17 protein-coding genes are annotated in these 19,386 nt (G+C 73.7%); 10 read left to right on the forward strand and 7 right to left on the reverse strand.

The annotated features are described in order from the left end of the window. Positions 1–7: 7 nt before the first annotated feature. Positions 8–1,597, reverse strand: coding sequence for a carboxylesterase family protein (locus ACFYQQ_RS03045; RefSeq protein WP_356166939.1), 1,590 nt, complete (start codon positions 1,595–1,597; stop codon positions 8–10). Positions 1,598–1,956: 359 nt separating this feature from the next. On the opposite strand from ACFYQQ_RS03045, the gene ACFYQQ_RS03050 reads away from it, so the two are divergent. Further along, positions 1,957–3,837 (forward strand): sulfatase, encoded by a 1,881-nt coding sequence (locus ACFYQQ_RS03050; RefSeq protein WP_356166942.1) that lies wholly within the window; start codon positions 1,957–1,959, stop codon positions 3,835–3,837. Here ACFYQQ_RS03050 and ACFYQQ_RS03055 read toward each other — a convergent pair. Then, a complete protein-coding gene (locus tag ACFYQQ_RS03055) occupies positions 3,829–4,488 on the reverse strand; it encodes a ThuA domain-containing protein (protein ID WP_355786421.1) in 660 nt (219 codons plus the stop codon). The two genes, ACFYQQ_RS03050 and ACFYQQ_RS03055, sit on opposite strands and share 9 nt — an antisense overlap. 84 nt (positions 4,489–4,572) lie before the next feature. Here ACFYQQ_RS03055 and ACFYQQ_RS03060 point away from each other — a divergent pair, with 84 nt between their 5' ends. Then, positions 4,573–5,310, forward strand: a complete 738-nt coding sequence (locus tag ACFYQQ_RS03060) for a class I SAM-dependent methyltransferase (RefSeq protein ID WP_355786423.1) — start codon at positions 4,573–4,575, stop codon at positions 5,308–5,310. 278 nt (positions 5,311–5,588) lie between these two features. Here the strand turns inward: ACFYQQ_RS03060 and ACFYQQ_RS03065 are convergent, their stop codons facing one another. Then, positions 5,589–6,236, reverse strand: coding sequence for a hypothetical protein (locus ACFYQQ_RS03065; RefSeq protein WP_355786426.1), 648 nt, complete (start codon positions 6,234–6,236; stop codon positions 5,589–5,591). Positions 6,237–6,335: 99 nt separating this feature from the next. On the opposite strand from ACFYQQ_RS03065, the gene ACFYQQ_RS03070 reads away from it, so the two are divergent. Beyond that, positions 6,336–6,740 carry a VOC family protein gene (locus ACFYQQ_RS03070; RefSeq protein WP_355786428.1) on the forward strand — a complete coding sequence of 135 codons (405 nt, stop codon included), beginning with the start codon at positions 6,336–6,338 and terminating at the stop codon, positions 6,738–6,740. A gap of 47 nt (positions 6,741–6,787) precedes the next feature. Here the strand turns inward: ACFYQQ_RS03070 and ACFYQQ_RS03075 are convergent, their stop codons facing one another. Both ACFYQQ_RS03075 and ACFYQQ_RS03080 read right to left on the reverse strand, forming a co-directional pair. Continuing rightward, positions 6,788–7,477, reverse strand: coding sequence for a helix-turn-helix transcriptional regulator (locus ACFYQQ_RS03075; protein WP_355786431.1), 690 nt, complete (start codon positions 7,475–7,477; stop codon positions 6,788–6,790). A gap of 9 nt (positions 7,478–7,486) precedes the next feature. Beyond that, complete coding sequence (locus ACFYQQ_RS03080) at positions 7,487–8,422, reverse strand: AraC family transcriptional regulator (protein WP_355786434.1); 936 nt, start codon at positions 8,420–8,422, stop codon at positions 7,487–7,489. A 101-nt stretch (positions 8,423–8,523) separates the two neighbouring features. On the opposite strand from ACFYQQ_RS03080, the gene ACFYQQ_RS03085 reads away from it, so the two are divergent. Further along, on the forward strand, positions 8,524–9,366 hold the full coding sequence (locus ACFYQQ_RS03085) for an NmrA family transcriptional regulator (protein WP_356166958.1): 843 nt from the start codon (positions 8,524–8,526) through the stop codon (positions 9,364–9,366). 58 nt (positions 9,367–9,424) lie between these two features. On the opposite strand, the gene ACFYQQ_RS03090 is transcribed toward ACFYQQ_RS03085, so the two are convergent. Further along, positions 9,425–10,594, reverse strand: coding sequence for a YihY/virulence factor BrkB family protein (locus ACFYQQ_RS03090; protein ID WP_356166961.1), 1,170 nt, complete (start codon positions 10,592–10,594; stop codon positions 9,425–9,427). 17 nt (positions 10,595–10,611) lie between these two features. Here ACFYQQ_RS03090 and ACFYQQ_RS03095 point away from each other — a divergent pair, with 17 nt between their 5' ends. Together ACFYQQ_RS03095 and ACFYQQ_RS03100 are read left to right on the forward strand one after the other, a co-directional pair. Then, positions 10,612–12,246, forward strand: a complete 1,635-nt coding sequence (locus tag ACFYQQ_RS03095; protein ID WP_355780420.1) for an acyl-CoA dehydrogenase family protein — start codon at positions 10,612–10,614, stop codon at positions 12,244–12,246. 339 nt (positions 12,247–12,585) lie between these two features. Continuing rightward, positions 12,586–13,860 (forward strand): GAF domain-containing protein, encoded by a 1,275-nt coding sequence (locus tag ACFYQQ_RS03100; protein WP_355780427.1) that lies wholly within the window; start codon positions 12,586–12,588, stop codon positions 13,858–13,860. Between the two features lie 53 nt (positions 13,861–13,913). Here ACFYQQ_RS03100 and ACFYQQ_RS03105 read toward each other — a convergent pair whose 3' ends face one another. Then, the gene (locus ACFYQQ_RS03105) at positions 13,914–14,966 is read right to left on the reverse strand and encodes a M4 family metallopeptidase (RefSeq protein WP_355780417.1); all 1,053 of its coding nucleotides are present in this window, start codon (positions 14,964–14,966) and stop codon (positions 13,914–13,916) included. 182 nt (positions 14,967–15,148) lie between these two features. Between ACFYQQ_RS03105 and ACFYQQ_RS03110 the strand changes: the two genes are divergently transcribed. From ACFYQQ_RS03110 to ACFYQQ_RS03125, 4 genes are all read left to right on the forward strand, one after another. After that, entirely contained in the window at positions 15,149–16,552 is a 1,404-nt protein-coding gene (locus ACFYQQ_RS03110) for a hypothetical protein (protein ID WP_355780414.1), read from the forward strand. Between the two features lie 172 nt (positions 16,553–16,724). Then, on the forward strand, positions 16,725–17,297 hold the full coding sequence (locus ACFYQQ_RS03115; RefSeq protein ID WP_355780411.1) for a GNAT family N-acetyltransferase: 573 nt from the start codon (positions 16,725–16,727) through the stop codon (positions 17,295–17,297). A gap of 152 nt (positions 17,298–17,449) precedes the next feature. Continuing rightward, positions 17,450–17,533, forward strand: coding sequence for a putative leader peptide (locus ACFYQQ_RS03120; protein WP_316944184.1), 84 nt, complete (start codon positions 17,450–17,452; stop codon positions 17,531–17,533). Positions 17,534–17,667: 134 nt separating this feature from the next. Beyond that, positions 17,668–19,359 carry a nitrite/sulfite reductase gene (locus ACFYQQ_RS03125; RefSeq protein ID WP_355780408.1) on the forward strand — a complete coding sequence of 564 codons (1,692 nt, stop codon included), beginning with the start codon at positions 17,668–17,670 and terminating at the stop codon, positions 19,357–19,359. Positions 19,360–19,386: the final 27 nt, after the last annotated feature.

Consider the following 19,386-nt stretch of genomic DNA (forward strand, 5'->3'; position numbering starts at 1 on the left):
GGGGACATCACGGGCGGCGGACGCCTCCGGAGCGGCGCAGGCGGCGTACGGCCGCGAGCGGTGCCGTGCCCCGCAGGGGCGGACGCGGCCCGGGTTCCGGTGCCGGGGCCGCCGCCGCGCGCGCGGACTCCGCCTGCCAGAGCCGCATCTCGTGGTCGCGCGGGCCGTGCAGCAGCCCCGGCTCGGTGCCGAACATCCGCACCGGGTGCGAGGCGTCCCAGGCGGGCCAGCCCGGGTCGCCGTCCACCGCGAAGCGCACCCACGCCGCGTGCATCACGTCGGCGAGCTCCTGCGGCGCGCCGGGTCCCGCCAGTTTCGCCGACTCGGGCACGTCGGCGGTGTCGAAGACGAAGCCCAGCTCCAGGGCGTGGCAGGCGCCGAGCCCCGGCACGTTGGACGGCCAGGCGAACTCGTAGACGTAGGCGGGCGCGTGGCCGGTGCGGGCGTCGGCGAGCCGGTGCAGGGGCACCCGCAGCAGGTGGTCGGTGACCAGCTGGCCGACCAGTTCGGCGGTGCCCGCGTCGGGGTGGGCGGCGCGGTAGCCGCGGGGCACCTCGGGTCCGCAGTGGCAGCGGGCCATCGCGCCGGCCAGGGCCACCGGGCCGAGCCGGTCGATGCGTTCGAGCAGTCCGGTGGGCGCGAGCCACAGCCGGTACTCCTCACTGGTCCAGCCGAGCAGCAGGCCGATGTCCGGGGCGGCTCCGTCGAGCAGCGCGGCCAGTGGGTCGCGCGGCACCAGGTCGCCGTCGACGACGATGCCGAAGGCCGGTCCGCCGAGGACCGGGCTGGCGCGCCGGCCGACCTCGGCCTGCACCTCGGCCAGCAGGGTCCGGTCGACGGCGGCGAAGGCGGTGGCGGTCGCCGGGATCTTCAGCCGCGCCGCCATCCGGCGCACCAGGCGGCGCACCTTCTCCCGGTCCGTGGCCTCCGGGGGCCCGCTCTGCAGGACCGCCCGCCGGAAGAGGCCGGCGGCGCGCGGACTGGCGAGCAGCGCGCCGATGCTGATGGCGCCCGCGGACTCGCCGAACAGCGTGACCCGGTCCGGATCGCCGCCGAAGCCGGTGACGGCGTCGCGCACCCACTCCAAGGCGGCGAGCTGGTCCCGCAGCCCCAGGTTCGGCGGCGCGTCCGGGAAGAGGCCGTAACCCTCCACTCCCAGGCGGTAGTTGAGGGAGACGAAGACGACGCCGTCGCGGGCGAAGGCGCTGCCGTCGTACACGGGGACGGCGGACGAGCCCCGGGTGAGGGCGCCGCCGTGGATCCACACCATGACCGGGAGCCGGGCCGCCGGGTCGGGGTCCGGGGTCCACACGTTCAGGTTCAGGCAGTCGTCGCCGGGGATCACCGGGTCGGACAGCAGCCGGGCGAACGCCTCGGAGTACGCCGGTTTCGGCGGGGTCGGCCCGAACGCGCCCGCGTCACGCACGCCGTCCCACGGCTCGGGCGGGACGGGGGGACGGAAGCGGTGCGGGCCGAACGGGGGTGCGGCGAAGGGGATGCCGCGGAAGACGGCGGCGCCCTTCTCGTACCGGCCGCGCACGGCTCCGTACGGGGTGGTGACCACCGGGTCCTCGGACTTGCCGGCCGTACGTCCCATACATCCCTCTCCTCACCGTGGTGCGGGGCTGCGGTTTCACCGCATCACATCACCCGGCGCCCCCGCAGCCCGGACGTGCCGGGACCGGACTCCAGCGTGTCCCTCCCCGGTTGCGCGCCGGTGGGGTCCGGGTCGCGAGCGCGGCGGCCGCGAGGAAGCCTCGCCGCTCGTCGGGGCGGACGGCGGGCACGGCCGGTGTGGTTCCCGTCCGGCGCACCCGGTCGCGGGGCCGGTGGAGGACGCCGGGGCATTGAACGGAACGCGCCGAACAGCCGTACGGAGTAGCGGCGGGCGCGGGAGTCCCGGCCGCCGACTGGTCCGCGGTGCCGTCAGCGGCTCTGCACGGAAGGAACACCGGGTTGTCCCGTTTCACGCGTTCACGGCGGTCTCCGCACCCGGACGGGGCGACCGGGCGGGAGCAGCCGCTCACTGACGACACCGCCACCGAGACCGACGCCGCCTCCTCCGACCCGGCCGCGGCCCCGCCGGGCGCCGACCACCGGGACCCCGGTGACTCCGGTGACTCCGGTGACTCCGGTGACTCCGAGGAGCCGAGCGCGGGCGGGCGGGACGGCGGTCCTCGGAGTGGCCGGGTCGCCGGGGGCGTCCGGCGGCTCCGGGCGGCGCGGGGCGTCGGCCGGGCCGTCGACGTGCTGGCGTTCCTGCTCGTCGCCGCTGCGCTCGTGCTGCCGAACAGGCTCGCCGACCTCCGTCCCGCCGGGTTCGCGCGCCTTCCCGTCGAGGCGATCCTCGGTGCCGCCGTGCTGATCGTCCTGCCGCGCCGGCCGCGGACCGTCGTGGCCGCGGTGGCGGGGCTGGGCCTCGGCGCGCTCACCGTGCTGAACCTCCTCGACCTCGGCTTCGAGGAGTTCCTGGGCCGGGGCTTCAACCTCGTCCTCGACTGGACGCTCCTCGGCGACGCCCACGCGTACCTGAAGGACTCGGCGGGGCCTACGGGCGCGACCGCGGCCCTGGTCGCGGCGGTGGTCCTCGTCCTCGCCGTGCTGGTCCTCACCGCGCACGCGGTGGTGCGGCTCGCCGGGGTCCTGGCCCGGCACGGCTCCGCAACGACGCGCTCGACGCTGGCCCTCGGCACGGCCTGGGTGCTGTGCACCGCGACCGGTGTCCAGGTCGCGGGCGTGCCCGTCGCCGCCGAGCACACCGCCGCGAGCGTCCAGGACCGGGTGCAGCGGGTACGGGCGACCCTGCGGGACGAGGCCGCATTCGCGAAGGTGGCCCGGCAGGACGCCTTCGGCGACACCCCGCCGGACCGGCTGCTGACCGGTCTGCGCGGCAAGGACGTGATGATCACGTTCATCGAGAGCTACGGCCGCAGCGCGATCGACGACCCGGCCACGGCGCCGGGAGTGGACGCGACGCTCGCCGCCGCGACCGAGCGGCTGGACAGGGCCGGGTATGCCGCGAAGAGCGGGTGGCTCACCTCGGCGACGTACGGCGGCAGCAGCTGGCTGGGCCACTCCACGTTCCTGACGGGCCTGTGGATCGACAGCCAGCAGCGCTACCGCACCGTCACCGCGGGCGACCACCTCACCCTCACCGGCGCCTTCCGGAAGACGGGGGCCTGGCGGACGGTCGGGATCATGCCGGGCGTGCAGAAGGCCTGGCCGGAGGCGAAGTTCTACGGTCTCGACCACGTCTACGACTCACGGGACCTCGGCTACCGGGGCCCGAAGTTCAGCTGGTCGACCATGCCGGACCAGTACACCCTCACCGCCTTCGAGCGCCTCGAACACGGCCGGAAGCACGACAAGCCCCTGATGTCGGAGATCATCCTGACCTCCAGCCACCAGCCCTGGGCCCCCATCCCGAAGACGATCCCCCAGGACCGGGTGGGCGACGGCTCGGTCTACGAGGACATCCAGCGGGCCGGCAGGAAGCCGGCGGACGTCTTCTACGACTCGGCCGAGGTGAAGCGCGAGTACGGCAAATCCGTCCAGTACTCGGTGAACAGCCTCGTCGACCACCTGGCCCGGTACGGCGGCAAGGACACCGTCCTCGTCTTCCTGGGCGACCACCAGCCCATGGCCCGGGTCAGCGGCGCCGACGCGAGCCGGGACGTGCCGTGCACGATCGTCGCCCACGACCCCGAGGTGCTGAAGAAGATCGCCGACTGGGGCTGGACGGACGGACTGCGGCCCGCGCACGACGCCCCGGTCTGGAAGATGAGCTCGTTCCGCGACCGCTTCCTCACCGCGTACGGTTCGACCCCGTCATCCTGAGACGCCGGCCGCCCAGCCGATGCCGCCGAGCAGATGGGCGCGGAAGGCGGGGTCCGCGTAGGCCTGCGAGGCGTGTCCGAGCGCGGTGTAGAAGACCCGGCCCGCGCCCTGCTCCCGGCACCACGCCAGCGGGTGGTCCGCCCCCATCCCGCCGCCCTCGTAGGACGTCTCGTCGGCGCGGACCAGGACGCGCGCCGAACTCCGGGGATTCGCGCGGAAGTCGTACCACTCGTCCGTGAACTCCCAGACGGGCGGCAGGTGTCCGGTCGCCGGATGCCCGTGGTCCTCCACCACGGCCCGGCCCGGCTGGTACGCGGGGTGCCGGTCGAACCACGTGCCGAGCAGCTCGCCGTAGTAGGGCCAGCCGTACTCGGTACAGGCCGCCGCGTGCACGCCCGCGAACCCGCCGCCCGACTCGACGTGGGTCCGCAGCCCCTCGCGCCCCCGGGGAGTCAGCACCTCCCCGCTCGTCGACAGGAAGACGACCGCCGCGTACGCGTCCAGCGGCCCCTCGAAGTCGGCGGGGTCCTCGGTCGCGTCCACGCCGAAGCCGTGCGCACGGCCGAGTTCGCGCATGGCGGCGACGGCGTCCGGGATGGAGTCGTGCCGGTAGTCGGTGGTGCGGGTGTACACGAGAACGCGGAAGGCCATGCCCCGACCCTATTTCCCCGCCCTCGCGAGCGGTCGCCCCGGAAATGATGTGCGTGCGGCGGCCGGCGCTGTCAGGCTGCGCCGATGAACCGTGAACAGTTGTCCGAGATCGCTCACGCCGGTCACCCCATCAAGGCACCCCTGGACGACGGCTCGGTGCGCGAGCTGCTGGAGCACGGGATCGCCCGGCCGGACGCGCGCGTGCTCGACCTCGGCTGCGGTGGCGGCGAGTGGCTGCTGCGCGCCCTGGGCACCGGGCCCCTGCTGCGGGCCGAGGGCGTCGACATCTCGCGGGACGCGCTGGCACGGGCCGAGGAGTCCGCGGACCGTCTCGGCGTCGGGTCGCGCCTGACCCTGCATCACCAGTCGGCCGCCGACTTCACCTCCCCGCACCCCTTCGACCTGGTGCTCAGCGTCGGGGCGACGCACGCCTTCGGAGGCCTGCTGCCCACGCTCGCGGCGGCGCGCCGCCACCTGGCGCCCGGCGGACGCGTGCTGGTCGGTGACGGGTTCTGGGAGAGCGAGCCCTCCCCGGAGGCCGTCGAGATGCTCGGCGAGCTGACCGACCTGGCCACCACCGTGGAGCGGGTGACCGCCGACGGGTGGACGCCCGTCCACGGCCACATCAGCACCCGGGGGGAGCTCGACGCCTACGAGTGGGCGTGCTGGGGGTCGATGGCCGCGTGGGCCCTGGACCGGCCCGATCACCCGGACAGCGCCGAGGTGCTCTCGACGTCCGCCGTACGCCGCTCGGAGTGGCTGACGTCCTACCGGGACAGCTTCGGCTTCGTCTGCCTGGTCCTGCGCCCGACCCCCGCCTGACGGACAGCGACCGGGCCGGCGCCGGCCCGGATCCGCTCCCCCGACCACTCCGGGGGCCAGGTAGCGATCGAACGCCGGCGGTGGCGTACGCGCGCTCCGGCACTCGGCCCGGTGCCGGGAGCGTCGTCGTGCGGCAGGCACCGGGCGCGCGTCCCCGTACGGCCGCGTCGTCGTGCGACCGGGTCGCCCGCCCGTACCCTCGCCCGACGGCGTACCCGCCGAACCCCCTGGGCCCGGCCGCGCGTTCCTCGCCCGACGGCGTACCAGGTCGGGGCCTCTCAGCCCGAGGTCCCCACCTCGTTGTTCGGGGCCCCGTCGCCCTCGGAGGGCAGGTCGCCCCGCTCGACGGGTTCCGTGGCCGCGCCGGACCGTTCGGGCGGCAGCGCGGCAGCCAGCTCGGCGTCGTCGGGGCGGTGCACGGCCTTCGCGGCGGCCCGCAGGACCCGGCGGTCCACGGCGGCGACGTCCGCGGTCACCTTCACCACGATCCCCTTGCCGGCCAGTGCGTACTCGTGCTGCGCGGGCCCCTTGCGGTACCAGGCGGCTCCGTCGCGCGCGCAGGTGACCGGCTCGTCCGCGACGTCGCCGACCGGCTGCCGCGCGCAGTCGGCGGCGGTCACGGTGCCCCGGTCGACGGACAGGCGGATCTGCGCCCCGGTCTTCTCGGACCAGTAGACGGCGGAGAACCCGTCGTCGCCGTACACACCGACCGACTGCCGGGCGAGCGTGAAGCCGGGGACCTCGGTGACCCGGACGAGTTCGGGTGCGCTGCCCGTCGACCGTACCCGGGCGTCCAGTTCGGCCCGGTCGTAGGCGGCGGACGTCGAGGGCCGCGTGCCGGGTCCCGCCTTCTCGGTGCCGCAGCCGGCGAGCAGGGCGGGCAGCAGCGGCAGCGCGGGCAGCAGCAGGCGCGCGGTTCGGGTCATGCGCCCATCCTGCCGCACAGGTGTTCCCCCGCGGGGCAGGTCACGGAGGCGTCCGATTCCTTCAAGACCGGCCGCCGCCCGTCCGCCTACGGTGATCGCATGACTCCACGTTTCGATGTGATCGGCGTCGCCGTCTCCGACATGGCGGCCGCACTCGCCTTCTACCGCCGGCTCGGGCTCGTCTTCCCCGACGGCTCCGAGAGCCTGCCGCACACCGAGGCCGAACTCCCCGGCGGCCTGCGGCTGGCGCTCGACACCGAGGAGACCATCCGCTCCTTCCACGCCGGATGGCGGCCGCCCGCCGGGGGCGGCGGCCGGGTCTCCCTCGCCTTCCTGTGCGACAGCCCGGCGGAGGTCGACTCCCTCTACCAGGAGCTGGTCGACGCGGGCCACCACGGCGAACTGAAGCCTTGGGACGCCTTCTGGGGCATGCGCTACGCCGTCGTCCACGACCCCGACGGCAACGGGGTGGACCTCTTCGCCCACCTCCCCGCCACGGAGTGAGCCCGCGAGACCCCCGCGGGGCGACGACGCACAAGGCCGTACGGGAGCTAAGGGGCGCCGGCCAGCAGCTCGCTCAGCGGCATGCCCGCCAACTCGCGTACGTCCCGAGCCAGATGGGCCTGGTCGGCGAAACCGGACCGGGCCGCCGTCTCCGCGAACGGCACGCCGTCGCGGGCGAGCGCGAGCGCCCGCTGAAGCCGCAGCACCCGGGCCAGCGTCTTGGGCCCGTACCCGAAGGCGGCCAGCGAACGGCGGTGCAACTGGCGGGCGCCGAGACCGAGTCCGTCCGCCGCCGCGGCGACCGAGCGCCCCGCCCGCAGGGCCGCCACGACCTCCCGGACGCGCGGGTCGGGCGGCCCGGCTCCGGCCGCCCGCTCCAGGGCGACCTCTTCCAGCGCGGTCACCGGGTCGGCGGCGGCGTCGATCCGGCCGGTGAGGCGCCGCACCTCGACGGCGGGCCACAGGTCGGCCAACTCCACCCGCCGGTCCCTGAGTTCGTGCGCGGGGACGCCCAGGTAGGCGGGCGCCGTACCGGGGAAGAACCGCACGCCCGCCCAGCGGCCCGCCGCGCCCTCGGGGACGTACGCGCGGGTGTCGGGTCCGGCGACCAGCAGCCGCCCCCCGTTCCACAGCAGGTCCATGCAGCCGTCGGGCAGCACGGGCCGCGCCGCGTCGCCGGTCCCGCCGTGCGACCAGACGACGGCGCCCGCCAGCCGGGACGCCCGCTCCTCGTACACCCGGCCAGGCTACGCCGCCCCGGTCCGGTGCTCCTGGGGACTGACGCCGTAGACCCGCTTGAAGGCGCTGGACAGGGCGAACGCGCTGCCGTACCCGACCTGGCGGGCGATAGCGCCGATCGTCTCCCCGCCGTCGCGCAGCAGGTCGGCGGCGAGGGCGAGACGCCAGCCGGTCAGGTACGTCATCGGGGGCTCGCCGACGAGGTCGCTGAAGCGCCGGGCCAGCGCGGCGCGCGACACCCCGGCCTCGGCGGCGAGCGAGGCCACCGTCCAGGGGTGGGCCGGGTCGTCCTGGACCAGCCGCAGCACCCGGCCCACGACCGGGTCGGCGAGCGCCCGGTACCAGGCGGGTGTCCCGGCGTCCGGGCGGGAGAACCAGGCGCGCAGGGCGGCGATGACGAGCAGGTCGAGGAGCCGGTCGAGGACGACCTCCTGGCCGGGTCCGTCGCGCACGATCTCCGCGGCGAGGATCGGGGTCAGGGGGCACTCCCAGACGTCGGAGGTGAGCGACAGCAGCGGCGGCAGGGCGTCCAGCAGCCGTCCGCTGATCTCGCCCCGCATCATGTAGGTGCCGATCAGCAGCACGGTCGAGCCGTCCGCCCGGTCTCCCCAGCTGCGCACCCCGAGATCCCATTGCCCGCGCAGGGAGCGCCCGTCGGGGTAGGTGCAGACGCCGCCCGGCAGGATCACGGCCTGCGGCGGGGTGTCCGGGTCGTCGGCGCAGACGTACGGGTCGGGTCCGCGCGCGATGGCGAGGTCGCCGGCCCGCAGCACCACCCCTTCTCCCCCGTCCGGCACGACCCTGGCCTCGCCGCGGACCACGAGCACGACCGTGAGCGGGGCGCCGTCCTCGACGCGCACGCACCAGGGCGGGTCGAAGCTCGCCCGGATCATGAAGGCGCCACGCGCGCGTGGACCGTCGAGCAGGCCTGCGAGAGCGTCCATGGCGTCAGCGTAGAGGGCGCGGAAGCCGCCGTGGACGTCCGCTTATGGGGACGAGCCGCTCGGCCATGGTCCCCTTCCCGGTCCGGCGGTTGACTGACGGCATGACGGAGAACAGGGCACGGGCGAAGGACATGACGGTGCTGGTCACCGGGGCCTCGGGGCGTACCGGCCGCCGGGTCGCGGAGGCGGCGCGGGCCGCGGGCCTCGGGGTGCGGGAGGCGTCGCGGGCGCACGGCTTCGACTGGGACGACCGGTCGACGTGGGCCGGGGCGCTACGGGGCGCGGACGCGGCCTATCTCGTCCACCCCTCGGACGTGGGCGCCCCGTCGGCGGCGGAGACGATCGGCGCGTTCGCCCGGGAGGCGGTCGGGCTCGGGGTACGGCGGCTGGTGCTGCTGTCCTCACGGGGCGAGGAGCGGGCGCTGCCGACCGAGGAGGCGGTGAGGGAGTCGGGCGCCGCGTGGACGATCGTCCGGGCGGCGTGGTTCGCGCAGAACTTCAGCGAGGGGCCGCTCGTGGAGGAGCTGCGGCACGGCGGGCTGGTGTTCCCGGCGGGCGAGGTGCGGGAGCCGTTCGTGGACGTGCGGGACATCGCGGAGGTGGTGGTGACCGCGCTGACGGCGGGCGAGCGGTACGCGGGCCGGGAGATCGCCGTTTCGGGGCCGCGGCTGCTGGGCTTCGGCGAGGCGGTGGCGGAGATCGCGGCGTCGACGGGCGGCGAGCTGACGTACACGCCGGTCACGGCGCGCGCCTACGGTGAGCGGCTCGCGGGGTTCGGGGTGCCGCCGGAGGAGGCCGAGTTCCTCGTCGAGCTGTTCGGGAGTCTGCTGGACGGCCGCAACGCCCAGCTGTCGGACGGGGTCCGGGAGGTGCTGGGCCGCGAGCCGCGGGACTTCGCGGACTTCGCGCGGGAGGCCGCGGCGGCGGGCGTCTGGAAGACCTGACCGCGGCGGGCGCGCTCGCCTCCGGCGGCGGCGCGGCTCCGCACCTCCCGCCGGGGGCTCACTCCTCGGGGGGTGTCTCGTCCTCGTGCTTGTGCGGGTGGTGGTGCGTGTTCCTGACGTGCGCCCGCAGCCGCGAGGTCACGTCCTCCGGGGGCAGGAAGCGGGACCAGCGCTCGGGGAACTCGGAGGGCATGTCCGGGTCGTCCGGGTCCGGGTCGGCGTCGCCGTGGCGGGCCGCGGACGCGCGGGCGACGTACTCCGCGGCCTGGGCCTCGCGCAGGCGCTCGTTGGCGGCGCGGGCGGCGGCCGTGGCTGCTGCGGGCCAGACCCGGTCGATGGCGGCGTTGACGGCGGCGCCCACGAGCACCGCGAAGGCGGACACGCCGATCCACAGCAGAACGGCGACGGGCGCGGCGAGCGAACCGTAGATCGTGGGGCCCTCGACCGTGTTCGTCAGATAGATGCGGAGCAGGAAACTGCCCAGCACCCACATGGCGAGGGCCACCAGGGCGCCCGGCACGTCCTCGATCCAGGGCGAGCGGACCGGCACGGACACGTGGTAGAGCGTCGTCAGGAAGACGATGGACAGCACGATGACGACGGGCCAGTACAGGATCTGCACGACGGTCGTCGACCAGGGCACGATCTGCACCACGGCATCGGGGCCCGCGACCATCAGCGGCAGCGCGATCGAGCCGATCAGCAGCGCCACGATGAACAGCAGGAACGACATCACGCGGGTTGCCACGATGCCGCGGGTGCCGTCGAGGCCGTACATGACGGTGATGGTGTCGATGAAGACGTTCACCGCGCGGGAGCCCGACCACAGGGCGAACAGGAAGCCGAGGGAGATGACGTCGGGCCGGCCGCCCTTCATCACGTCGTCGAGGATCGGCTGGGCGATCTGGGTGACACCCTTGTCGGAGAGGACTGTGCGGGACGCCTCCAACAGGTTGTTCTCCAGGCCGGCGATGCTGTCGGCGCCGGTCCAGTCGTCCACGTAGCCGAGCAGTCCGATCATGCTCAGCAGCAGCGGCGGCACGGACAGCAGCGTGAAGAACGCCGCCTCCGCCGCCAGTCCCAGGATCCGGTACTCCATGCACGAGTTGACGGTGTCCTTGAGCAGCAGCCAGGCGGTCCTGCGCTTCGACACGTTCCGGTACAGCGCCTTGGCGCGGTGAAGACGGCCGGAGGGTGGCCGTTCAGGTGTTTCTTTTGCCTGGTGCACGTCCTTACCGTATCCGTATGGCAGCCACCACCCACACCGTGACCAACCAGGCTCCGCCCCTGGTCGGATATGACGTCTTTGCCGCCGACCGGGCCCTCGTGGAGGGGGTCGAACGGCACCTCGATCCGAGCCTCCTCGACGAGGCGCGGGAGGAGCTCTCGGGCCTCGGGCGCTCGTCCGGTTCCGCGCAGGTACTGGAGTGGGGTGCGCTGGCCAACGAGCATCCGCCCAAGCTGCGCACCCACGACCGCTACGGCAACCGCGTCGACGAGGTCGAGTTCCATCCGTCCTGGCACCGGCTCCTCGGCAAGGGCGTGTCGGCCGGTCTGACCGCGGCCTGGTCCCGTCCCGGCGGGCACGTCCGGCGCGCGGCCGGGTTCATGATCTGGACGCAGGTCGAGGCGGGCAACGGCTGCCCGCTGTCGATGACCCACGCCGCGGTGCCCGCGCTGCGCACGGACCCGGCGCTCGCCGCCGAATGGGAGCCGCGGCTGACGTCCACCGTCTACGACCAGGGGCTGCGCCCCGCCGACCAGAAGGCCGGCGTCCTCTTCGGGATGGGGATGACGGAGAAGCAGGGCGGCAGCGACGTCCGCGCCAACACGACGGCCGCCCGGCCGCTCGCCGAGGACGGGACGTACGAGCTGACCGGCCACAAGTGGTTCTGCTCGGCGCCGATGTCCGACGGCTTCCTGGTGCTGGCCCAGGCCCCCGGCGGTCTGACCTGCTTCCTCGTCCCGCGCGTGCTCCAGGACGGCACGCGCAACGTGTTCCGCATCCAGCGGCTCAAGGACAAGCTGGGCAACCGGTCGAACGCGTCGAGCGAGGTCGAGTTCGACGGGACCTGGGCGCGCCGGGTCGGGGACGAGGGCCGCGGGGTGCGCACGATCATCGAGATGGTCGCCGCCACCCGGCTGGACTGCGTGCTGGGCTCGGCGTCGCTGATGCGGCAGGCCGTGGCGCAGGCCGTGCACCACTCGGCCCACCGCGAGGCGTTCGGCGGCGCCCTGATCGACAAGCCGCTGATGCGCAACGTCCTGGCGGACCTGGCACTGGAGTCCGAGGCGGCGACCACGCTGGCGCTGCGGCTGGCCGCGGCCTACGACGACGGCGGGGACCAGGAGCGGGCGTTCCTGCGGCTCGCGGTGCCGGCCGCGAAGTACTGGGTGACCAAGCGGTGTACGCCGGTTGCGGTCGAGGCGCTGGAGTGCCTGGGCGGGAACGGCTACGTCGAGGAGTCCGGGATGCCCCGGCTGCTGCGCGAGTCGCCGCTGAACTCGATCTGGGAGGGCGCGGGCAACGTGCAGGCGCTGGACGTGCTGCGCGCCCTCCAGCGGGAGCCCGGCGCGCTGGACGCCTTCCTGCGCGAGGTGGGGCAGGCCCGAGGCGCCGACCACCGGCTGGACGGCGCGATCAAGAACCTGCTGACGGAGCTCGCCGATCTGGAGGGGGTCGAGGCCCGCGCCCGCCGGGTCGTGGAGCGCATCGCCCTGGTGCTCCAGGGATCGCTGCTGGTCAGGTACGCGCCGCCGGAGGTCGCCGACGCGTTCTGCGCCTCGCGGCTGGGCGGCGACTGGGGTTCGGCGTTCGGCACGCTGCCGCACAGCCTGGACCTGGCCTCGGTGGTGGAGCGGGCGCGGCCGGTGAGCTGACCGCCCGTCCGTACGCCGGGGGCGGCTCCCCCGGGGTGCGGTACGAGGGGCGGGGGTGGTGCTGCGCCGACACGGCACCACCCCCGCTCCGCGGGCCCCGTTGGAGGAGCACGGCGCCGCACGGGCGGCGCCGCTCAAGTTTCGGACACGGTACGACGGTTCGCCAGAGTTGCAGGGGGTTGCAACCGGGGGTTGCTTGTGGGCGGATCGTGTCCCTCCGGGGCGGCTGGGCTGCACTATGAGAGCGGCAGCCGGCGCGGCTCCGCCCCTGGTCGAAAAGGGGTTCGGAAGCCGGCTGCCGCAAGGCTCATGCAGGAGGATCCGGTGGCGCACTCGACGATGGACATGACACGGCTCGCCGCCCGGGACGCAGCGCGGGCGGCACGTGTACTCAGCGAGGTGCACAGTGCCGCTCTGTCGGGGCAACGCGCGCGGGTGGCGCCCCGACGGGTCATCGAGGAGTCCTGGGAGCGGATGCTGCGCAGCGGCGTCGATCCCGACCACGACTTCCGGGCCGGGCTGCTCAGCAGGGAGGAGATCGAGCACCGGCGGCAGAACTCGCCGCTGCGGCACGTGCTGCCGGTCCTGCGCGAGGGTCTGCTCTCGGTCGCGGACACGGCGCACCACATCATGGTCGTCGCGGACGCGGAGGGCCGGGTGCTGTGGCGGGAGGGCAGTCCGTCGGTGCTGCGCAAGGCCGACGGGCACGGCTTCGAGGTGGGCGCCGACTGGCGCGAGGACGTCGTCGGTACGAACGGCGTGGGCACCCCGCTGGTCACCCGTGCCCCCGTACAGGTGTTCTCCGCCGAGCACTTCGTGCGTACCCATCACTCGTGGACGTGCACCGGCGCCCCGATCACCGATCCGCGCGACGGCCGCCTGGTCGGCGCGGTGGACGTGAGCGGGCCGCTGGAGACGATGCATCCGGCCACACTCGCGCTGGTCGACGCGGTGGCCAAGCTGGCCCAGGCGCGGCTGCGGGAGCTGCACCAGAGCTCGCTGGAGCGGCTGCGCGCGGTGGCGGCGCCGATGCTGGCGCGGCTCGACGGACGTGCCGTGGTGGTGGACCGGGACGGCTGGACGGCGGCGGTGACCGGGATGCCGTACACGAGCCGGGTGGCGCTGCCCGCCTCGCTCGGCGGGGACGGCCCCCGCCGGCTGCCGGCGCTCGGCCTGTGCGCGATGGAGTCCCTGCCGGGCGGCTGGCTGATCCGGGTCGAGGACGAGCCGGTGCCGCGCGAGGCCACCCGGATCGTGCTCGACCTCGCGCACCCGCGCCGCCGGAGGGTGACGGTGTCGGGTGACGCGGGCTCCTGGACGCACGAGCTGAGCCCTCGTCACGCGGAGCTGCTGTACCTCCTGGCGCTGCACCCGGCCGGCAGCAGCGCCGCCGGGCTGGCCGACGACATGTTCGGCGACCCGGCCCGCACGGTGACGGTACGTGCCGAGATGTCCCGCGTCAGGAGGTATCTCGGGGCGTTCCTGGAACACCAGCCGTATCGTTTTTGCGACGTCGCCGGGGTCGAACTCCTCCTCCCGGAGGACCCGCTCGACCTGCTGCCCCACTCGACCGCTCCGGCGATCGTCGAGGCGCGTACGGCCCGGCAGCGCTGAGAGTCCGGGCGGGTACGGCGGCCGCAGGACGCGCGGCCGCCGTGCCTTCGCGCTCAGACCCCCGGGATCTCCCGGGCCTGGAAGGCGGCCCGCACCGCGGCCGCGGCCGAGCTGCCGTACATCTTCCGCGCCGTGGCGACCGTGGTCAGCGCCGCGTCGTGGAAGCTGGTGTCCGGGGCGAACCCGAACTGCGCGTTCACGATGATCCGGTCGGCCGTCCGGGCGCCGAGGGCCTTGCGGATGTCGAGGAGGGCCCGGGACCAGATCTCCCCGTCCGCGTGGACCTCGCCCACCTTGTCGCCGTACACCTTGTCGCCGTCGATCCGGCGCAGGCAGTGCGGCGCCGCGGAGGTGTACGAGACCGAGTCCCAGTCGGCGACGCAGGCGAGGCCGGCCCGGCGGGGCCAGCCGTACCGGGCGTCCGCGTGCTCGCCGACGGCCACCGCGAGGTAGTCGCCGAAGGCCTCGCCGATGGAGCCGGCCTCCTCCGACGCGCCGAAGCCGGGGACCTGGGCGTTGTGCACGGCGTGACCGTACTCGTGCACGATCACCTCGCCGTCCTCCGCGTCGTCGACGCCGCCCTTGCCGAAGCGGATCTCGGCCTTCTTGTCGGTGAAGAAGGAGTTGTCGGCGCCCCATTGGTTGATGCGGACCGGCTGGGCGCGGTCGTTGGCTCCGGGGAACTCGCTGCCGAAGCCGAGGCTCTGCAGGTACTCCTGGGCCTCGTTGACCCAGAAGTACGCCATCACCTGTTCGAACTGGTCGTCCTTGCGGGTGTACGAGCCGACGTCGGCGATCCTCGCCGAAGTGCCGGTGTCCGAGCGGACGTAGGCCCACCGGCCGGACAGGCCGCCGGACGCGTCGAGGTTGCGCAGCGCGGCCCGGGCGTACGCGGAGGATGGCACCGCGGACGCCGAGTCCTTGGCGTCGGCGAGCGTCTGGTCACCGGACGACTGGACCGGGTTGACCATGAAGACACGGGCCTCGGGATCGGCCGACGCCGAGGCCGGGGCCGAGGCGAGGGCCGTGACGCTGGTGAGGGCCAGCGCGGCCGTGGTGGCGGCGAGCAGGCCGCGGGGTGTGCGGCGGGAGAGCCGGCGATTCATGCACATCCTCCGGGTCAGGAGTGGGTGCGGGGGGTGGCGTCGCGCTGCGGATCTTCTCGTATTCCCCCGTCTTTGACCAGGCTCGGTGCTCTCTGCCGTAGCATCCCTCTCACGGGCCACCCCGCACGCCCCTCGCTCAATGTCTGGACCATGAGGGGCAGTTGGCCTTCCCGGGAGGATGCATGAAGCAGCGCGGCAGGCACCGTCGAAAGAGAAGGGGCCAGGCGCTGCGCGCCACCCTGGCCGGGACCGCGCTCGCCCTGACCGCCGCGGCCACACTGATCAGCACCTCGCAGGCCACCGGCGGCGACGATCCGGGCGCGCTCACCCCGCTCACCTCGTCCGCCGAGATAGGCAAGCTCCAGCTGCACGAGAACCTGGTCTCCGAGAAGACTCTGGACACCCTCACCGCGAACATGGGCGGCAACGTCGGCGTCCACGGCGTGCTGCAGAGCGCCAACCACCCGATGCGCGACAGGGATCAGTGCGCCGGCACCGAGACCGGCGCCCTGCCCGTGGAGCCCGAGGCCTCCCGCGCGTACTGCTGGGACAGCGGGGACGCCACGACCCAGAAGTGGCTGCCGCAGTCGGTGACCACCTCCGGTGACGCGGACGACGACGGCAGGTGGGGCGAGGACCGCGTCATTCTGGCCGGCTGGACGCACAACGACCACAAGGCGGGCGAGCTGCCCGAGGACACCGGGCTGGCCCGGATCGCCTTCATCGACGCGAACGACCCGGACGACCTCAAGTACCGCTGGGTGCTGCTGGTCGCTCCGCTGAGCGGCGGCGCGGACTTCGGAGCCGTCCGCTCCCACCTCGGCGGCATGGTCTGGTACCAGGACAAGCTGATCGTCACCGCGAAGAACGGCGCCGAGCACGACAACGCCCTGTTCGTCTTCGACATGCGCCGCATCCTCCGGGCGAGCGTCGACAGCAGCGCGATCGGCAAGGTGAGCGGCGGCTACTCGGCCAAGGGCTACCAGTACGTGCTGCCGGCCATCGGCTCGTACAACCTGACGGGCGGCGCCTGCACCGCGAGCCACAACGACGCGGTCCCCTGTCTCGCCTCCGTCTCGCTGGACCGCACCTCCACCCCGGACAGCCTGGTCGCCAACGAGTGGTTCAGCTCCGGCGGCACCCAGCCGGCCCGCCTGTGGCGCTACCACTACAGCACCGCGAGCGACCGCACCGGCCTGCTGGGCACCGGCGCGGGCGGCCTGGTGGACGCCGACGAGGCCTACGAGACCAAGGCGGTCGGGGTGCAGGGCGCGCTCTCCCACCGGGCGGACGGCGCGAGCACACCGGACTGGTACCTGGGTCAGGCGCCGGGCAGCCGCGGTACCCACGGCACCCTGTGGCGGCAGAACACGAGCGGGGCCGCCGCGGCCCGCTGCACCGCCGACCAGTCGCACGCCTGCTGGGGCCAGCACACGGAGTCGCTGTCCTACTGGACGGAGACCGGTGAGCTGTGGACGCTCACCGAGTGGGCGGCGAACAAGGACAACGCCTGGGAGCCGACCGCCATCCCGGAACGCGTGCTGTACGCCGTCCCCCTGTCGTCGGTGAACGGCTCCCTGGACTAGCGGACGGGGTCGTCCGTCGTCGCTGAACGGCTCCCTGGACCAGCGGCCGGGCTCGCCGGTGAGCGGCTCTCTCGACCGGGGGACGGCGGGCCTCGTACCGGGTGGCGGGTGCCGTCCGGGGTCCCGTGCCGGCTTTTGGAGGCGGGGGGCGCTCCATGGTTCCCTGGCCGGCATGAGCAACGTCACCGTGACCACCTGGTCCCTGGAGCAGACGGCCCCCGCCGACCTGCTGCCCGCGGCCGCGCCCGGCGCCGACGTGAGCATCGTCCGCTCCGAGGTGCCCTCACCCGAGTTCAGCCGCTTCCTGTACGCCTCCGTCGGCGGGGACATCCGCTGGACCGACCGGCTCGGCTGGACGTACGCGCGGTGGCGGGAGTTCCTGGACCGGCCGGGCGTGGAGACCTGGGTCGCCTACGACCGCGGGACGCCCGCCGGATACGTGGAGCTGGACCCGCAGGACGACGGGGTCGTGGAGATCGCCTACTTCGGGCTGATCCCCGCCTTCCGGGGCCGCCGGATCGGCGGCCACCTGCTCTCGTACGGGACCGCCCGTGCCTGGGACCTGGCGCGGCGCTGGCCGGGGCGCGCCGAGACCAAGCGGGTCTGGCTGCACACCTGCAGCAAGGACGGCGAGCACGCCATGGACAACTATCTGAAGCGCGGCTTCACGCTCTTCGACACCAAGGTGGAGGAGGAGCCGGAGGTGCCCGCGCCCGGACCCTGGCCCGGGGCGCGGGTGGAGTGACCTGCCGGAACCCGGGGCCACGGCCTCCCGTCGCGGGGGCGCGGAGGCCCCGGATGTGATCGACGACACCCTTGTCTCGCGATTCGGGACAAGGGTGTCCACATGACGGACGATGGTGGACTCCCCCGAGACCCCCGTGACACGCTTCCGTCATGTCTGGAACTGGGATTGCCTTGGTGAGTCGGCGACACGTCGATCTCTGCCGCATGTCCAGCGCCATCTGTCCGGCGAGCTGATCAGTCCAGCGCTGCCGAGATCTCCCCTTGTGTGACCTTTGCGCAATGACGCGCCCATACTTCGGTATGTGCCCATATGTGCAGGTCAGAGCCGCTCTCCTGCCTGTCCCGTAGTCCCGAAGGACGTATCAGCCATGGCCGCCACCCCGCAGAATCCCGCCGCGCCCCGCCGCAAGGTGAGCCGTCACCGCGGCGAGGGTCAGTGGGCCGTGGGTCACTTCACCCCGCTCAACGGCAACGAACAGTTCAAGAAGGACGACGACGGTCTCAATGTGCGGACACGCATTGAGACGATCTACTCCAAGCGCGGCTTCGACTCGATCGACCCCAACGACCTGCGCGGGCGCATGCGCTGGTGGGGGCTCTACACCCAGCGCAAGCCCGGGATCGACGGCGGCAAGACCGCGATCCTGGAGCCCGAGGAGCTGGACGACAAGTACTTCATGCTGCGCGTGCGCATCGACGGCGGCCGGCTGACCACCGCTCAGCTCCGCGTGATCGGCGAGATCTCGCAGGAGTTCGCGCGCGGCACCGCCGACATCACCGACCGGCAGAACATCCAGCTCCACTGGGTCCGCATCGAGGACGTGCCCGAGATCTGGAACCGCCTGGAGGCCGTCGGCCTGTCGACCACCGAGGCCTGCGGTGACACGCCCCGCACGATCCTCGGCTCGCCGGTCGCCGGCATCGCGGAGGACGAGATCATCGACGGCACCCCGGCCGTCGAGGAGATCCACCGCCGCTTCATCGGCGACAAGGCGTTCTCCAACCTGCCGCGCAAGTTCAAGACCGCGATCTCCGGCTCGCCGCTGCTGGACGTGGCCCACGAGATCAACGACGTCGCCTTCGTCGGGGTGGAACACCCCGAGCACGGACCCGGCTTCGACCTCTGGGTCGGCGGCGGCCTCTCCACCAACCCGAAGATCGGCCAGCGCCTCGGCGCCTGGGTCCCGCTGGACGAGGTCGCGGACGCCTGGGAGGGCGTCATCTCGATCTTCCGCGACTACGGCTACCGGCGGCTGCGCAACCGCGCCCGGCTGAAGTTCCTGCTCGCCGACTGGGGCGTCGAGAAGTTCCGCCAGGTCCTTGAGGACGAGTACCTGAAGCGCAAGCTCGTCGACGGCCCGGCGCCCGCCGAGCCGGTCGCCCGCTGGCGCGACCACATCGGCGTGCACCGGCAGCGGGACGGCCGCCACTACGTCGGCTTCGCGCCGAGGGTCGGCCGCGTGGACGGCGCCACCCTCACGAAGATCGCCGAACTGGCCGAGGCCCACGGCTCGGGCCGCCTGCGCACCACCGTCGAGCAGAAGATGATCGTGCTCGACGTCGAGCAGGACCAGCTCGACTCGCTCACGGCGGGCCTCGAGGCCCTCGACCTCACCGTCCGGCCCTCCGCCTTCCGGCGCGGCACGATGGCCTGCACCGGCATCGAGTACTGCAAGCTCGCCATCGTCGAGACCAAGGCACGCGGCGCCGCCCTGATCGACGAACTGGAGCGCCGCATCCCCGAGTTCGACGAGCCGATCACCATCAACCTCAACGGCTGCCCGAACGCCTGCGCCCGCATCCAGGTCGCCGACATCGGCCTCAAGGGCCAGCTGGTCCTCGACGAGCACGGCGAGCAGGTCGAGGGCTACCAGGTGCACCTCGGCGGCGCGCTCGGACTGGAGGCCGGCTTCGGCCGCAAGGTCCGCGGCCTGAAGGTCACCTCGGACGAACTGCCCGACTACGTCGAGCGGGTCCTCAAGCGCTTCCAGGCGGAGCGCGAGGACGGCGAGCGGTTCGCCACCTGGGCGGCCCGCGCCTCCGAGGAGGCCCTGTCGTGAACCGGACCGGAGACCACCGGAAGGACG

It is taken from the genome of Streptomyces sp. NPDC005496 (assembly GCF_042872045.1).
Classification (GTDB): Bacteria; Actinomycetota; Actinomycetes; order Streptomycetales; family Streptomycetaceae; genus Streptomyces.

Coding starts and splice junctions, on each gene's coding strand:
- ACFYQQ_RS03045 (WP_356166939.1), bottom strand. CDS start 1,597: ATGGGACGTACGGCCGGCAAGTCCGAGGACCCGGTGGTCACCACCCCG.
- ACFYQQ_RS03055 (WP_355786421.1), bottom strand. CDS start 4,488: ATGGCCTTCCGCGTTCTCGTGTACACCCGCACCACCGACTACCGGCAC.
- ACFYQQ_RS03060 (WP_355786423.1), top strand. CDS start 4,573: ATGAACCGTGAACAGTTGTCCGAGATCGCTCACGCCGGTCACCCCATC.
- ACFYQQ_RS03065 (WP_355786426.1), bottom strand. CDS start 6,236: ATGACCCGAACCGCGCGCCTGCTGCTGCCCGCGCTGCCGCTGCTGCCC.
- ACFYQQ_RS03070 (WP_355786428.1), top strand. CDS start 6,336: ATGACTCCACGTTTCGATGTGATCGGCGTCGCCGTCTCCGACATGGCG.
- ACFYQQ_RS03080 (WP_355786434.1), bottom strand. CDS start 8,422: ATGGACGCTCTCGCAGGCCTGCTCGACGGTCCACGCGCGCGTGGCGCC.
- ACFYQQ_RS03085 (WP_356166958.1), top strand. CDS start 8,524: ATGACGGAGAACAGGGCACGGGCGAAGGACATGACGGTGCTGGTCACC.
- ACFYQQ_RS03095 (WP_355780420.1), top strand. CDS start 10,612: ATGGCAGCCACCACCCACACCGTGACCAACCAGGCTCCGCCCCTGGTC.
- ACFYQQ_RS03100 (WP_355780427.1), top strand. CDS start 12,586: ATGGACATGACACGGCTCGCCGCCCGGGACGCAGCGCGGGCGGCACGT.
- ACFYQQ_RS03105 (WP_355780417.1), bottom strand. CDS start 14,966: ATGAATCGCCGGCTCTCCCGCCGCACACCCCGCGGCCTGCTCGCCGCC.
- ACFYQQ_RS03110 (WP_355780414.1), top strand. CDS start 15,149: ATGAAGCAGCGCGGCAGGCACCGTCGAAAGAGAAGGGGCCAGGCGCTG.
- ACFYQQ_RS03115 (WP_355780411.1), top strand. CDS start 16,725: ATGAGCAACGTCACCGTGACCACCTGGTCCCTGGAGCAGACGGCCCCC.
- ACFYQQ_RS03120 (WP_316944184.1), top strand. CDS start 17,450: ATGTCTGGAACTGGGATTGCCTTGGTGAGTCGGCGACACGTCGATCTC.
- ACFYQQ_RS03125 (WP_355780408.1), top strand. CDS start 17,668: ATGGCCGCCACCCCGCAGAATCCCGCCGCGCCCCGCCGCAAGGTGAGC.